Below are 13,769 nucleotides of genomic sequence, written 5' to 3'. Positions count from 1 at the left end.
GTCTTCTGGATTTTCATCCCTGGGTCTTCTGGATGGCTGCGCGGAGCACCTGGCGGTCGTCGAAGGGACGGACCACACCGGCGATGTCCTGGCCCTGCTCATGGCCCTTGCCCGCGACCAGCACGGTGTCGCCGGCCTGGGCGCGGTCCACGGCGGCGGCGATCGCCGCGGCCCGGTCCTCGAAGAGGAGCACCTCGCCACGCTCGTGCGCGGGCACCGAGGCGGCTCCCTGGAGCATGGTCGCGAGGATCGCGAGCGGATCCTCGGAGCGGGGGTTGTCGGAGGTCAGTACGGCCGTGTCGGAGAGCCGGGCCGCGGCGGCACCCATCGGGGCGCGCTTGGTCTGGTCGCGGTCGCCGCCGCAGCCGAGGACGACGTGCAGCCGGCCCTTGGTGACCTTGCGCAGCGCCTTGAGCACCGATTCGACCGCGTCGGTCTTGTGGGCGTAGTCGACGACCGCGAGATAGGGCTGGCCGGCGTCCACGCGCTCCAGACGGCCCGGGACGCCCGGTACGGCGGCGATGCCGTCAGCCGCGGTCTGCGGGTCGAGACCGGCGGCGGCGAGGGCCACGACGGCGGCGAGGGTGTTCGCCACGTTGAAGGGGCCGGCGATCGGCGACCTGGCCTGGATCCGCTCGCCGTTCGGGCCGACGACGGTGAACGTGGAGTCCATCGGGCCGACCTCGACGTGCTCGGCGCGCCAGTCGGCGTCGGGGTGGCCCTCGGCGGAGAAGGTGACGACCGGGACGGTGGCCTCCTTCGCCAGCCGGCGGCCGTAGGCGTCGTCGGCGTTGATCACGCCGAGTCTGCTGCGTTGCGGCGTGAACAGCTGCGCCTTGGCCCGGAAGTAGTCCTCCATGTCGGAGTGGAACTCCATGTGCTCCGGGCTGAGGTTGGTGAACACGGCGATGTCGAAGACACAGCCGTCGACCCGGCCGAGGACCAGGGCGTGGCTGGAGACCTCCATGGCGACCGCCTCGACGCCGCGCTCCCGCATGACGCCGAACAGGGCCTGCAGGTCGGTGGCTTCGGGGGTGGTGCGCTCGGACTTGATGCGCTCGTCGCCGATGCGCATCTCGACCGTGCCGACCAGGCCGGTGGACTTCGCGGTGCGCAGCCCGCCCTCGACCAGATAGGCGGTGGTGGTCTTGCCCGAGGTGCCCGTGATGCCGATCTGGAGCAGGTCGCGGCCGGGGTGGCCGTAGATCGTCGCCGCGAGTTCGCCCATCCGCGCGCGCGGGTCGGCCACGACGAGGACCGGCAGCCCGGTCGCGGCGGCGCGCTCGGCGCCGGTCGGGTCGGTGAGCACGGCGACCGCGCCGAGGCCGGCGGCCTGGGTGACGAAGTCGGCGCCGTGCAGGCGGGCGCCCGGGAGAGCGGCGTACAGGTCGCCGGGGCGGACGGCGCGCGAGTCGTGGGTGATCCCCGTGACCTCGGCGGAGCTGTCCGCGGCGGCGGCACCCAGCTGATCGGCCAGTTCCGCGAGGGGTGTGGCGGAGACCTGAACCGGACGCGGCGGTCCCGGATATGTCACGGAAGCGCCCTTCTGGGTGGTTTGGGACTGATCAGCGTGTGGCACGGCGGTGAGCGTACCGGGCGCACCCGCTCCGGAGCGAAGTGAGGGGCGGGGGGCACCTTGGTTCCCGGGGTCCGGGGTGATCGTCGTCACGAGTTCGTTCCTGGTGTTCCGGTGTGCTGATCAGGGCTTGTAGTCGACGGGCAGGTCGGCGGACCGGCCCCCGGTCGGCGGGACCTGGAGGGTCTTCAGGGCGAACTCCATCACCTGCTTGTAGATGGGGCCGCAGATCTGGCCGCCGTAGTAGCTGCCGGAGGTGGCGTTCTGGATGGCGCAGTAGACGGTGATCCGGGGGTTGTCGGCGGGGGCGAAGCCGGCGAACGACGAGGTGTAGCCGCGGTACTTGCCGGTGGCCGGATCCACGCGGTTGGCCGTGCCGGTCTTGCCGGCGACGTTGTAGCCGGGGATGCGGGCCTTGATGCCGGTGCCCTGCTCGTCGTCGACGACGGACTCCAGCATCTGGGCGAGCGTCTCGGCGGTGGTGTTGCTGACCACCCGTGTCTCCTGGGGCTTCGGCGAGGGGGTGAAGCGTCCGTCGGCCCCCTTGGTGCCGCGCACCAGGGTCGGCTCGATGCGGACCCCGCCGTTGGCGATGGTCGAGTACACGGAGGCGGCCTGTACGGCGTTGATGGAGAAACCCTGGCCGAAAGGAATCGTGTACTGCTGCGAGGTGGACCACTTCTGGTACGGCGCGAGGATGCCGGGGGTCTCGCCGGGGAAGCCGAGTCCGGTGTAGCTGCCGATGCCGAACTTGCGCAGGTAGGAGTAGAGGACCTTGTTCGCCTGGGACTGCGTCGCGCCGAGCTGGCCGGTGGCCAGGATGGTCCCGATGTTGCTGGACTTGGCGAGCACGCCGTTCAGCGTGAGGTACCAGGTGTCGTGGTCGACGTCGTCCTGGAAGAGCCGGTCGCCGCGGTGCAGCCGGTTGGGGACGACGACATGGGTGAGCGGGGTCGCCGCCTTCTGCTCCAGCACGGCGGCCATGGACATCACCTTGGCGGTGGAGCCCGGCTCGTAGGCGTCCTGGAGGGCCGCGTTGCCCATGGCCTCAGCGTCCGCCTTGGACAGGTTGTTCGGGTCGAAGCCGGGGGCGTTGGCCATGGCCAGGATCTGCCCGGTACGGGTGTCCTGGACGACGACGTACCCGCGGTCCGCGTCGGACTTCTCCACCTGCTCGGTGATGGCCTTCTGCGCGGCCCACTGGATGTCGCGGTCGATGGTCAGCTCGACGTCGGAGCCGGGTACGGCGGGTGTCTCGTTGGACCCGGCCGTGGGCACCTCGCGCCCGCCGGACTGGGCGTAGCGGATCTTGCCGTCCTTGCCCGACAGCTTCTTGTTCAGCTCCTGCTCGATGCCGCCGCCGCCCTGGCCGTCGGCGTTGACCCAGCCCAGCAGCCCGGCGGCGAGGTCGCCGTTCGGGTACACGCGCTGGCTGCTGGGGTCGGCGAAGACGCCGGCCAGCACATTGGCGGTGCTCTTGTCCGTCCCCGCCTTCGTGGCGAGCGTGCTCTTCAGGTCCTTGATCTGTTTCCAGACCTGCGGGGTCTGCCGGGTGGCGAGCCGGGTGTACCGGGAGTTCTTGTTCTTGGGCCGCAGCTTGTCCACGATCGCGGACTGGTCCTGCCCGAGGATCGGGGCGAGCAGCGCGGCGGCCTGCTCGGGCCCGTCGTCGATATTCAGCTGCTTTCTGGTGAACATCGTCGGATCGGCCGTGATGTCGTACGCGTCCTCGCTGACGGCGAGGGCCACACCGCCGCGGTCGGTGATCCCGCCGCGCGCTGCGGCCAGCGTGTGCACGACATACCGGTTCTGCTCGGCCCGCGCGGCGTACGCGCTGGCGTCCACGGCCTGTACCTGCAGCAGCCGTACGACGAAGGCGAGCAGCACCAGCGTCAGCATGAGGCTGACCATGCGCAGCCGGGGCCGCGGGCTCCCGAGCCGGAGGGTCTGCTGGGCCGACGACCGCGCGTCGCCCGGCCGCCGCACCGGACGCGCACCGGGCCCGGGCCTGCGCTGCGCGGCGCCCGCGGGCCGCGATGGCTTGGCAGGTCCCGGCACACGACGGCGTGGTGCTTCCCTGTCGGACACGTGCGTCACCCTCCGGGGGTCGGGGTGGGCTGGGGGAGCGTGGGCGGCGGGGGGACTGCCGCTGCCGGGGCGGGGAGCGCGGGAGTGGGCTGGGGGCCGCCGGGGACGGACTGGTCCGGGGCCTGCGCGGTGGCGGGGAGCGTGGCCCCCGTCGGGGAGAGGGCAGGGGCCGGGGTCAGCACCTCGGGGGCGACCGGGACGGTCAGGGCGGCCGACCGGGGGGCGGCGCTCGGGACGCCCTTGACCCTGCCGTCGGTGCCGAGGAAGGCCGGGTCGCCGCCGGGGACCATGCCGAGCTCGCGGGCCCGGCGCTGGAGGGCGTCGGGGGCCGAGTAGGCGTCGATGTCCCGCTGGAGGGCCTGCTCCTCGTCGGTGAGGTTCTTCGTCCGCTTCTGCAGGTCGGCCAGTTTGAACGAGCCCTCGCTGAGGGCCGAGTTCAGCACCAGCAGCCCGATGAGGCCGCCGCCGAGGAACAGGACGACGAGAAGGACGAACGGGGCGCGGGCGGCCCGGGCCCGGCCGGCCGGGAAGAGCCGGGCCAGTCGCGCGGCCCGCCCCCTCAGTTCGGGTCTCCTACCCACAGCTCCCCCGGTGAGTTCGGGAATCCAACCGGCCCGTCTCGCTCACTCGGCGTCCTCCCTGATGCGCTCGGCGCCGCGGAGCCTCGCCGGTGCGGCCCGGCGATTCTCGGCGACCTCTTCCTCGGTGGGAAGTTCGGCACCCCGCGTGAGCAGCTTGAGCCGCGGCTGGTACCGCTCCGGTACGACCGGCAGCCCGGGGGGCGCGGTGGACGCGGCACCGGCCGCGAACACCTGCTTGACCAACCGGTCCTCGAGCGACTGGTACGACAGCACGGCGACGCGCCCGCCGACGTCGAGGGCCTTCACCGCCGCCGGGATCGCCCGCTCCAGGACGGACAGCTCGCCGTTGACCTCGATGCGCAGGGCCTGGAAGGTGCGCTTGGCGGGGTTGCCGCCGGTGCGCTTGGCGGCCTGCGGCAGGGCGTCCCGGATCAGCTCGACGAGCCGCGCGCTGTTGCTGAACGGCTCCTTGTCCCGCTCGCGCACGATCGCGGACACGATCCGCTTGGCCTGCTTCTCCTCGCCGTACGCGCGCAGGATGCGCACGAGTTCGCCCGCCGGGTAGGTGTTGAGGACCTCGGCGGCGCTGATGCCGCTCGTCTGGTCCATGCGCATGTCCAGGGGTGCGTCCTGGGCGTAGGCGAAGCCGCGGTCGGCCTCGTCCAGCTGCATGGAGGAGACACCGAGGTCGAACAGGACGCCCTGCACGCGCGCGATGCCGAGCCGGCGCAGGACGTCGGGCAGTTCGTCGTAGACGGCGTGCACGAGGGTGGCGCGCTCGCCGAAGGGCGCCAGCCGCTCGCCGGACAGGCGCAGCGCCTCCTTGTCCCGGTCGAGGCCGATCAGCAGCGCCTCGGGGAAGCGGGCCAGCAGCGCCTCGCTGTGCCCGCCGAGGCCGAGGGTGCAGTCGACGACCACCGCTCCCGGGCGCTCCAGGGCGGGCGCCAGCAGGTCCAGGCACCGCTGGAGCATCACCGGGACGTGTCGACTCTGGCTCAAGGGGGCCTCTCATCTTCCGGCGAGGCCCGTACGCACCGCCGGGTCCCCGCCAGCTCGTGAAGGGGAGGCCTGCCGGCGCCGGAAGCGTCAGCCGGACCGGGAGCGGGAGGAGGCCGAGCCGTACGTACGCGCCGCGCACGTGGGGAGACGGTCCGGGGTGAGCCGGGGTCTCCGGGGGTTTCACCAGCAGGGAGAGCCGCGCCTCCCGCTTCGCGTCACTTTAGTCCACCGTGTCTCGCGGTCAATCAACCGGCCTGCGCGTCGCCTACCGCATCGCGCGGGGCGCCGCAATTCGAAGCGATTCACCCGTGCGGCCCTGGTTTGCCCTCCCTGTGGGTTAGCTCACAACAAGCCACGATGACGTTCTTTGTCCTCTCTCACAGCGGGCCAGGACCGAGCGTGACCAGTAACGTCGTCACCATGACGACTTCCGCAGCAGTTCCCACTGGATCCGAAGGCGCCATAGCGAACGGCGGCACCGTGACGGACCGCCTGGTCGAAGCCAACCAGCGGTACGCCGCAGAGTTCACCGACCCCGGAATGGACGCCCGCCCCGTCCTCCAGGTCGCCGTCGTGGCCTGCATGGACGCCCGCCTCGACCTGCACAAGGCGCTTGGCCTGCAGCTCGGCGACTGCCACACCATCCGCAACGCGGGCGGCGTCGTCACCGACGACGTCATCCGCTCCCTGACCGTCAGCCAGCGGGCGCTCGGCACCCGCAGCGTGGTGCTCATCCACCACACCGGCTGCGGCATGGAGTCCATCACCGAGGACTTCCGGCACGACCTGGAGATGGAGGTCGGCCAGCGGCCGGCCTGGGCCGTGGAGGCCTTCCGGGACGTCGACCAGGACGTGCGCCAGTCCATGCAGCGCGTGCGCACCTCGCCGTTCCTGCTGCACACCGACGACGTGCGCGGTTTCGTGTTCGACGTGCGCACCGGTCTGCTGCGCGAGATCGACCCGGCCTGACGGGCCGGACCGGCCGCCCCGGAAGCACGGCACCCCCCCACCGCCCCTGTGTCGAAGTATCGAAAACAGGGTCGAAAACGCCGTAGGACCGACATCGTGCGGGCAGTTGTCCACAGGCGAGTGACACGAATCGGTAACGGCGGCAAGAATGCGGGGTGTGGCATCGCGCGGAACCTTTCCCGCGTGGTGTCCGTGTTTCGGGGTGGGCCGGTTTCGCAAGCAGCGTCGGCCCGGGAAAAGTACGGGCCGAGGAGGGCCGGGTGTCGACCTATGACGATCCAGCGAGCCATGGGGGCGCCCCCGCCCGAGCGTATGCGCGGGTGGGGGAAGATCTGACCGCCACTGTGGAGCGGGTGCGCGCTTCGGTGGAGGGCGTGATCGAGGGCAAGCCCGAGGTCGTACGGCTTGCGCTGACCGTGCTGCTCGCCGAGGGCCACCTGCTGATCGAAGACGTCCCCGGCGTGGGCAAGACGATGCTGGCCAAGGCGCTGGCGCGGTCCATCGACTGCTCGGTGCGGCGCATCCAGTTCACGCCCGATCTGCTGCCCTCGGACATCACCGGTGTGTCCATCTGGGACCAGCACCGCAGGGACTTCGAGTTCAAGCCGGGCGCCATCTTCGCGCAGATCGTGATCGGCGACGAGATCAACCGCGCCTCGCCCAAGACCCAGTCGGCGCTGCTGGAGTCCATGGAGGAGCGCCAGGTCACCATGGACGGGCAGACGTACGAACTGCCCAGCCCCTTCATGGTGGTGGCCACGCAGAACCCGGTCGAGATGGAGGGCACCTACCCGCTGCCCGAGGCCCAGCGCGACCGCTTCATGGCCCGCGTCTCCGTCGGCTACCCGAGCGTGGAGGCAGAGCTGCAGATGCTCGACATCCACGGTGGGGTGAGCCCGCTGGAGGACCTGCAGCCGGTGGCGCACGCCCACGAGATCATGAAGCTGATCGAGGCGGTGCGCGGCGTCCACGTCTCCGAGCCGGTCCGGAGGTACGCGGTGGAGCTGGTCTCCGCCACCCGCTCCCACCCCGACCTCAGACTCGGTGCCTCCCCGCGCGCGACGCTGCATCTGCTGCGCGCGGCGAAGGCGTCCGCGGCCCTCGCCGGCCGGGAGTACGCCCTGCCGGACGACGTACAGGCACTCGCCGTCGCCGTCCTCGCGCACCGCCTGCTCCCCACCGCCCAGGCGCAACTGAACCGTCGTACGGCCGAGCAGGTCGTGCAGGAGATCCTCCAGCGGACCCCGGTGCCCTCGGCGCCCGGGCAGCAGAACGGCTTCGGCGGTCTGGGCCGCGCGATCCCGGCGTATCCCCAGCAGCCCCCGCGGAGTCTGTGATGAGCACCGGGGGGACCGGGCACGCGGAGGCCGACCCCGAGGAGACGGGCGGCTTCCGTACGGCCCTCGCCGGCCTCACGACGCGTGGCCGTTCCTTCCTGGCGGCCGGGATCGCCGCCGCGATCTGCGCGTACGTCCTCGGCCAGAGCGATCTGCTGCGGGTCGGCCTGCTGCTGGCCGCGCTGCCGCTGATCTGCGCGACGGTGGTGTACCGCACGCGCTACCGGGTGGCCGCCTCCCGCCGGCTCGCCCCCGCGCGCGTGCCGGCCGGCAGCGAGGCCCGGGTGCATCTGCGGATGGACAACGTCTCCCGGCTGCCCACCGGCCTGCTGATGCTCCAGGACCGGGTGCCGTACGTGCTCGGGCCGCGCCCCCGGTTCGTGCTGGACCGGGTGGAGCCGGGCGGCCGCCGCGAGGTGTCCTACCGGGTCCGCTCCGACCTGCGCGGCCGCTACCCGCTGGGCCCGCTGCAGCTGCGGCTGACGGACCCCTTCGGGATGTGCGAACTGACCCGCTCCTTCTCGACGTACGACACCCTCACGGTCATCCCACGCGTGGAGCCGCTCTCCCCGGTCCGCCTGAGCGGCGAGGCCAAGGGGTACGGCGACGGACGGCAGCGCTCGCTGGCCCTCGCGGGCGAGGACGACGTGATCCCGCGCGGCTACCGCCACGGCGACGACCTGCGCCGGGTGCACTGGCGCTCCACCGCCCGCTACGGCGAGCTGATGGTGCGTCGCGAGGAGCAGCCCCGGCGCGCGAGATGCACCGTCCTGCTGGACACCCGGGGCGGTGCCTACGAGGGCGCGGGCCCCGACTCGGCCTTCGAGTGGGCGGTCTCCGCTGCCGCCTCGGTGCTGGTGCACATGCTCGAACGGGGCTTCTCGGTACGGCTGCTGACCGACAGCGGCAGCCTGGTGCCCGGTGAGGGCGCCGACGGGTTCGCGGGCAGCGGCCACGAGACCGCGGAGGCGGCCGGGCTGATGATGGACACCCTCGCGGTGATCGACCACTCCGACGGCACGGGCCTGTCCCGGGCCTACGACGTGCTGCGCGGCGGGAACGAGGGACTGCTGGTCGCCTTCCTGGGCGACCTGGACGAGGAACAGGCCACGACCGTCGCCAAGATGAGCCGGCGCAGCGGCGGTGCCGTCGCCTTCGTGCTGGACCCGGACACCTGGGTGCGGGAGGCGACCGACGTGCGCCGGCCCGGCGACCGGCACGCCGAGCGGCTGCGCCTGCTGCGCGAGGGGGGCTGGACGGCACTGAGCGTGCCGCGCGGCGCCACGCCGAACGCGCTGTGGCAGCAGGCGGACCGGGAGCGCTCGGGCCTGGCCGCCCTGGGCGGGGAGGCGACGCGATGAGCGGGCGGGCACGACTTGCGCTGTGCGCGGCGGCGGCCACGCTGATGACCTCCTGCGCGCTGCTGCCCCTGGTGGCCGAGCCGACCTGGCTGCTGCAGCTGGTCCCGCTGGTGGCCGTGCAGACCGGGGTGGGGGCGGCGGCCCGCCGGGTGCCGCTGGGCCGACTGCTGACCGTGGCGGCGCAGGCGCTGGTCACCCTGGTGCTGCTGACCCTGGTCTTCGCGCGGCAGTACGCGCTCATCGGTCTGATCCCGGGACCGGACGCCTGCCGTCACTTCGCCGACCTGATCCAGCAGGGCTCGAACGACGTCAGCGAGTACGCGATCCCCGCGCCGCTCACCGACGGCATCAAGCTGATGCTGATCGGCGGCGTCCTGATCGTCGGCCTGCTGGTGGAGACGCTCGCGGTGACCTTCCGCAGCGCGGCCCCGGCCGGACTGCCGCTGCTCGCGCTGTACTCGGTGGCCGCCGGGCTGTCCGACGGCGGCGCCGACTGGCTGTGGTTCCTGGTGGCGGCGGCCGGCTATCTGATGCTGCTGCTCGCCGAGGGCCGGGACCGGCTGGCGCAGTGGGGCCGTGTCTTCGGCGGCGCGCCCCGTGCCCCCGGCTCCCCGGAGGGCGGCGCGGTCGCCCCGGTGCGCACCGGCCGCCGGATCGGCGCGGTCGCGCTCGGCGCGGCCCTGGTGGTTCCGCTCGCCCTGCCCGCGATGCAGGGAGGCCTGCTGGACGGCGCGGGCGCCGGAGTGGGCGCGGGCAACGGCGACGGGGGGACGATCTCCGCGGTCAACCCGCTGGTGTCGCTGCGCGACAGCCTGAACACGGACGACGACCGCCAGGTGCTGTCGCTGAAGACCAGCGCGAACGACATCTCGGACCTGTACCTGCGGATAGTCTCCCTGGACGATTTCGACGGCACGACCTGGAAACCGGCGCAGCGCCACATCGTCGGCGTCCCGGACAGGTTCCCCACGCCCATCGGCCTCGACGCGGACGTCAAGCGCAGCACCGTGACGACCACGATCTCGGCGGCGAACTGGTACGCCCAGGACTGGCTGCCGATGCCGTACCCGCCGAGCGGGGTGAGAGTCGGCGGCCGCTGGCGCTACGAGCCGGTCGGCATGACCCTGGTCGGCGACCACGGCCAGACCACCCGGGGCGCGGTCTACCAGGTGAACAGCCTGGACGTGCAGCCGACCGCCGGGCAGCTGTCCAGCGCGCCGGAGCCTCCGGCCGCCCTGAAGCGCGAGTACACGAAGGTGCCGTCCGTGCTGCCGAAGGTGGTGGCCGAGACCGCCAGGCAGGTCACGGCGGGCGCGCGGAACCACTACGAGGAGGCCGTCAAGCTCCAGGACTACTTCGCCGTCGCGGGCGGCTTCCAGTACGACACCCAGGTGGAGGTCGGCCGCGGTGCCGACGCCATCGCGAACTTCCTGAAGAAGAAGGAGGGCTTCTGCGTCCACTTCTCCTTCGCCATGGCGGCGATGGCCCGCACCCTGGGCATCCCGGCCCGGGTCGCGGTGGGCTTCGCGCCGGGGACCCCGCAGCCCGACGGCTCGGTCACGGTGAACCAGAAGGACGCGCACGCCTGGCCCGAGCTGTACTTCGCGGGCGTGGGCTGGACCCGTTTCGAGCCGACGCCGACCCGTGGCACCACGCCGTCGTACACCCTGTCGAACACGCCCGGCACCTCCGTCCCCGATCAGGACCTGCCGTCGCACCGGCCGTCCACGGCGCCCTCGGCGGCGGCGTCGCCGAGCGAGAGCTGCTCGCCCCAACTGGTCAAGGTGCAGGGCTGTGACACCGCCTCGGCCGCGGCGGCCCCGCACAGCGGCGGCGGAGGCTCGGGCCCCTGGTGGTATCTGCTGATCGGGCTGGGCGCCCTGGTGGTGGCCGCGGTTCCGCTGGCGCCGTTGCTGTGGCGGACACGGGTGCGGTCGGTGAGGCTGGGCGGGCATGCCCGGACCGAACAGGGCGCGGTGGCGCACACCCTGGCCGCCTGGCAGGAGCTGACGGACAGTGCCTGGGACCACGGCATCGCACCGGACGACTCACTGACGCCCCGCCGGGCGGCGGCCCGGATCGTCGAACTCGGTCAGCTGGATCCGGCGGCCGGTGCCGCGGTGCACCGGGTGGCGGACGCGGTGGAGCAGGTGCTGTACGCGCCCGCGCCACGCCCGGTGGCAGGGGCGGCGGATGACGTGCGCCGGGTGAGCGAGGGGCTGCGCGCCGCGGTGAGCACCGGTGCGCGGCTGCGGGCGCTGTTCCTGCCGCGCTCGTCGGTGCGGGTGCTGTGGGCGGTATCGGCTCGCTGGTCGGTGCTGAAGGCCCGGGTGACGGCGGCCCGGACGACGGTGCGCGGGCCCTCGGAGCAGCGGAGCTAGGGCCTGGCCGGCGGATCAGGCCGGAGGAAAGCAGCGGTGCCTCGTCGGCGCACGTGAGTGGGGCGTGCCAAGCCCCGCGTCTCCGGCAAGATCCGCCGGACAGGCCCGAGTGCCCCGGCAGGCAACCTTTGCTCGTCAAGGAGCGGCGTCCGGTGCGGCGAGTGGGGACGCCCCCGCGCCGTCGGGCGCATGCGTGAGGGGTGACCACCGGTCGGTGGTCACCCCTCAACGACGATCTGCCGAGGGCCGCGGCCGCGGCTAGCGGCCCTGCTCGTCCCGGCGGCGCTGCCAGCGCTCCTCGATCCGGTCCATCATGGAGCGTTTCGGCCGCGCCTGGCGGCGGCCGGCGCCGGCGGGCTGCTCGCCCGGCTTCGGGGCCTTGCGCCAGCCCGTGACGGCGAGTACGGCGCAGCCCAGCATGACGAGGAAACCCACCACGCTGACCCAGATCAGCTGCATGACCATTCCGGTCATGAGGAGCGCGATACCGATGAGGAAGCCCGCGACCGCCTGGTAGACCCGCCGCCGGGTGTACGTACGCAGCCCGCTTCCCTCAAGCGCCGACGCGAACTTCGGATCTTCGGCGTACAGCGCTCGCTCCATCTGCTCGAGCATGCGCTGCTCGTGCTCCGAGAGCGGCACGGAGTCCTCCTCATCGTGCAGTCGCCGGGGCGACCCGGGGGGTCCCTTCAGGATAGGCAGGGAATCGCCCCCGTGAAACCCGCCCCTCTACGCCAATTGGCCAACCAGAACCCGCCATGGCCGTCCCGGCTCGCTGAGGCTTCCATTCCCCTGCGGCCGACCCGTCATGCCGGGTGGTGTACCTCGATCATACGGCGCAAACCCCTCGATCGGAGGTCTTGTGGCGTACTCCATCCGCTGTCGAGGCCCTGATCAGCGCTGTGTCCCGGTGGTGGGCTCAGGCCTCGGCGGCACCCCGCGTCTCACCGAGCACGTGCAGCTGGGTGGCGACGGAGTGGAAGGCGGGCAATTCGGCCGCGGCCACCTCCAGCTTCAGGAGCGCGTCGAGGGCGCCGGGCTCGGTGTCCACGAGGACGCCGGGGACGAGGTCGGCGAAGACCCGCACGCCGTGCACGGCGCCGACCCTCAGGCCCGCGCCCTCGACCAGCGCGGTGAGCTGCTCGGCGGTGAACCGGCGCGGCATCGGGTCGCCGCTGCCCCAGCGGCCCTCGGGGTCCTGCAGCGCTTGCCGGGCCTCCGAGAAGTGGCCCGCGAGCGCACGGGCGAGCACGGCCCCGCCGAGGCCGGCGGCGAGCAGGCTGAGGACGCCCTCGGAGCGCAGGGCCGCGACGGCGTTGCGGACGCCCTCGGCCGGGTCGTCGACGTACTCCAGGACGCCGTGGCACAGCACGGCGTCGTAGCCACCGCGCTCGACGACGTCGAAGAGGCCGTGCGCATCGCCCTGGACGCCCCGGACGCGGTCGGCGACGCCGGCCTCGGCGGTGCGGCGCTCCAGCGCGAACAGGGCGTTCGGGCTGGGGTCGACCACGGTGACGCGGTGACCGAGCCGGGCGAGGGGCACGGCGAAGTTGCCGCTGCCGCCTCCGGTGTCGAGGACGTCCAGAGCGTCCCGTCCCGTGGCCTTGACCCGGCGGTCGAGGGCGTCCTGGAGGACCTCCCAGACCACGGCCGTACGGAGGGAGGCGCGGGATCGGGACGGGTCGGAGCGCAGCGACGCCCACTGCGGGTGGTGGGGGGAGACGGGCGGGCGCATCGGGTCCGACACGGCAGTTGACTCCTCGGCAGGGCGGAACGCTTCAGGCGAACTCCACCCTATTGCCTCCGGCGCTCTGCCCGGTCACCGCGGCCGGGTACGGCCGGGCGCGTCTCGCACGGCGGACGAACCGGTGGTCAGCCCGCGTCCGGGAGGTCACCGCGCGCACTCGGGCCGTCCCGTTCGCCGGCGTCCTGGCGGGGCTGGGGCAGGACCGGCTGGAGGACGAGCATCCGCTCGACGATGCGCAGGAACATCGCCACGTCCCGTATCAGGTCGTCGGCGTCCCGTCGGCTCGCCGCGCCCTGGATGCCGGCCTCGGCACGGGCGCGGCGGGCGGCGCCGGAGGCGAACAGCGCGCTCCACTCGGTCAGTTCGGGGGTGATCTCGGGCAGCACTTCCCAGGCGCTGCGGATCCGGGTGCGGCGGCGCGGGGAGGTCTCGGGGCGGCCCCGGGCGGCGAGCACGGCCGCGGCGGTGCGCAGCGCGGCGAGGTGGGCCGTCGCATAGCGCTCGTTCGGCGTTTCCAGGGCGGTGGCCTCCTCCAGTGCGGCGCGGGCCTGGGCGAGCAGGTCGAGGGCGGCGGGCGGGGCCGTGGCCCGGCGGGGCACGGGGTGGACGTCGCTCGCCGGGCCGGTCAGTGAGGGGGCAGGGCCGGTGGCGCGGCGCCGACGGGCGGCGGCTGCGGACGGATTGGCCATGACGAACCTCCTGTCGTCTGGGTGACGGCACGGGTGCCGTA

The 13,769-nt window shown here is 73.0% G+C and carries 11 protein-coding genes; 4 read left to right on the top strand and 7 right to left on the bottom strand.

The window, feature by feature from the left end; genetic code table 11:
* Nucleotides 1–13: 13 nt before the first annotated feature.
* The 4 genes from AQI95_RS20290 to rsmH all read right to left on the bottom strand — a co-directional run bounded on the left by AQI95_RS20290 (nt 14) and on the right by rsmH (nt 5,244).
* Nucleotides 14–1,534, bottom strand: a complete 1,521-nt coding sequence (locus AQI95_RS20290) for a UDP-N-acetylmuramoyl-L-alanyl-D-glutamate--2,6-diaminopimelate ligase (protein ID WP_067125266.1) — start codon at nt 1,532–1,534, stop codon at nt 14–16.
* Nucleotides 1,535–1,699: 165 nt separating this feature from the next.
* The gene (locus tag AQI95_RS20285; protein WP_067126279.1) at nt 1,700–3,664 is read right to left on the bottom strand and encodes a peptidoglycan D,D-transpeptidase FtsI family protein; all 1,965 of its coding nucleotides are present in this window, start codon (nt 3,662–3,664) and stop codon (nt 1,700–1,702) included.
* A 5-nt stretch (nt 3,665–3,669) separates the two neighbouring features.
* Nucleotides 3,670–4,245, bottom strand: a complete 576-nt coding sequence (gene ftsL, locus AQI95_RS20280) for a cell division protein FtsL (RefSeq protein ID WP_067125264.1) — start codon at nt 4,243–4,245, stop codon at nt 3,670–3,672.
* A 42-nt stretch (nt 4,246–4,287) separates the two neighbouring features.
* Nucleotides 4,288–5,244, bottom strand: coding sequence for a 16S rRNA (cytosine(1402)-N(4))-methyltransferase RsmH (gene rsmH, locus AQI95_RS20275; RefSeq protein ID WP_079071364.1), 957 nt, complete (start codon nt 5,242–5,244; stop codon nt 4,288–4,290).
* A gap of 420 nt (nt 5,245–5,664) precedes the next feature.
* Between rsmH and AQI95_RS20270 the strand changes: the two genes are divergently transcribed.
* The 4 genes from AQI95_RS20270 (at nt 5,665) to AQI95_RS20255 (ending at nt 11,292) form a co-directional block, all read left to right on the top strand.
* Entirely contained in the window at nt 5,665–6,213 is a 549-nt protein-coding gene (locus tag AQI95_RS20270; RefSeq protein WP_067126276.1) for a beta-class carbonic anhydrase, read from the top strand.
* A gap of 260 nt (nt 6,214–6,473) precedes the next feature.
* Nucleotides 6,474–7,550: an AAA family ATPase gene (locus AQI95_RS20265; protein WP_425264890.1), complete on the top strand. Its 1,077-nt coding sequence runs from the start codon at nt 6,474–6,476 to the stop codon at nt 7,548–7,550.
* Entirely contained in the window at nt 7,550–8,911 is a 1,362-nt protein-coding gene (locus tag AQI95_RS20260; protein WP_067125258.1) for a DUF58 domain-containing protein, read from the top strand. Before AQI95_RS20265 ends, AQI95_RS20260 begins: the two co-directional genes overlap by 1 nt.
* On the top strand, nt 8,908–11,292 hold the full coding sequence (locus AQI95_RS20255) for a transglutaminase TgpA family protein (RefSeq protein ID WP_067125255.1): 2,385 nt from the start codon (nt 8,908–8,910) through the stop codon (nt 11,290–11,292). The genes AQI95_RS20260 and AQI95_RS20255 overlap by 4 nt, the downstream gene beginning before the upstream one ends.
* 258 nt (nt 11,293–11,550) lie before the next feature.
* Here AQI95_RS20255 and AQI95_RS20250 read toward each other — a convergent pair whose 3' ends face one another.
* The 3 genes from AQI95_RS20250 to AQI95_RS20240 form a co-directional block, all read right to left on the bottom strand.
* Nucleotides 11,551–11,934 carry a DUF3040 domain-containing protein gene (locus AQI95_RS20250; RefSeq protein ID WP_067125252.1) on the bottom strand — a complete coding sequence of 128 codons (384 nt, stop codon included), beginning with the start codon at nt 11,932–11,934 and terminating at the stop codon, nt 11,551–11,553.
* Between the two features lie 277 nt (nt 11,935–12,211).
* Complete coding sequence (locus AQI95_RS20245) at nt 12,212–13,039, bottom strand: class I SAM-dependent methyltransferase (protein WP_067125249.1); 828 nt, start codon at nt 13,037–13,039, stop codon at nt 12,212–12,214.
* A gap of 125 nt (nt 13,040–13,164) precedes the next feature.
* Nucleotides 13,165–13,728 carry an SAV_6107 family HEPN domain-containing protein gene (locus AQI95_RS20240; protein ID WP_067125245.1) on the bottom strand — a complete coding sequence of 188 codons (564 nt, stop codon included), beginning with the start codon at nt 13,726–13,728 and terminating at the stop codon, nt 13,165–13,167.
* Nucleotides 13,729–13,769 lie beyond the last annotated feature (41 nt).

This window comes from Streptomyces yokosukanensis, assembly GCF_001514035.1.
Classification (GTDB): Bacteria; Actinomycetota; Actinomycetes; order Streptomycetales; family Streptomycetaceae; genus Streptomyces; species Streptomyces yokosukanensis.
This window is presented reverse-complemented; position numbering and strand designations above follow the sequence as displayed.

Coding starts and splice junctions, on each gene's coding strand:
- AQI95_RS20255 (WP_067125255.1), top strand. CDS start 8,908: ATGAGCGGGCGGGCACGACTTGCGCTGTGCGCGGCGGCGGCCACGCTG.
- AQI95_RS20240 (WP_067125245.1), bottom strand. CDS start 13,728: ATGGCCAATCCGTCCGCAGCCGCCGCCCGTCGGCGCCGCGCCACCGGC.
- AQI95_RS20260 (WP_067125258.1), top strand. CDS start 7,550: ATGAGCACCGGGGGGACCGGGCACGCGGAGGCCGACCCCGAGGAGACG.
- AQI95_RS20270 (WP_067126276.1), top strand. CDS start 5,665: ATGACGACTTCCGCAGCAGTTCCCACTGGATCCGAAGGCGCCATAGCG.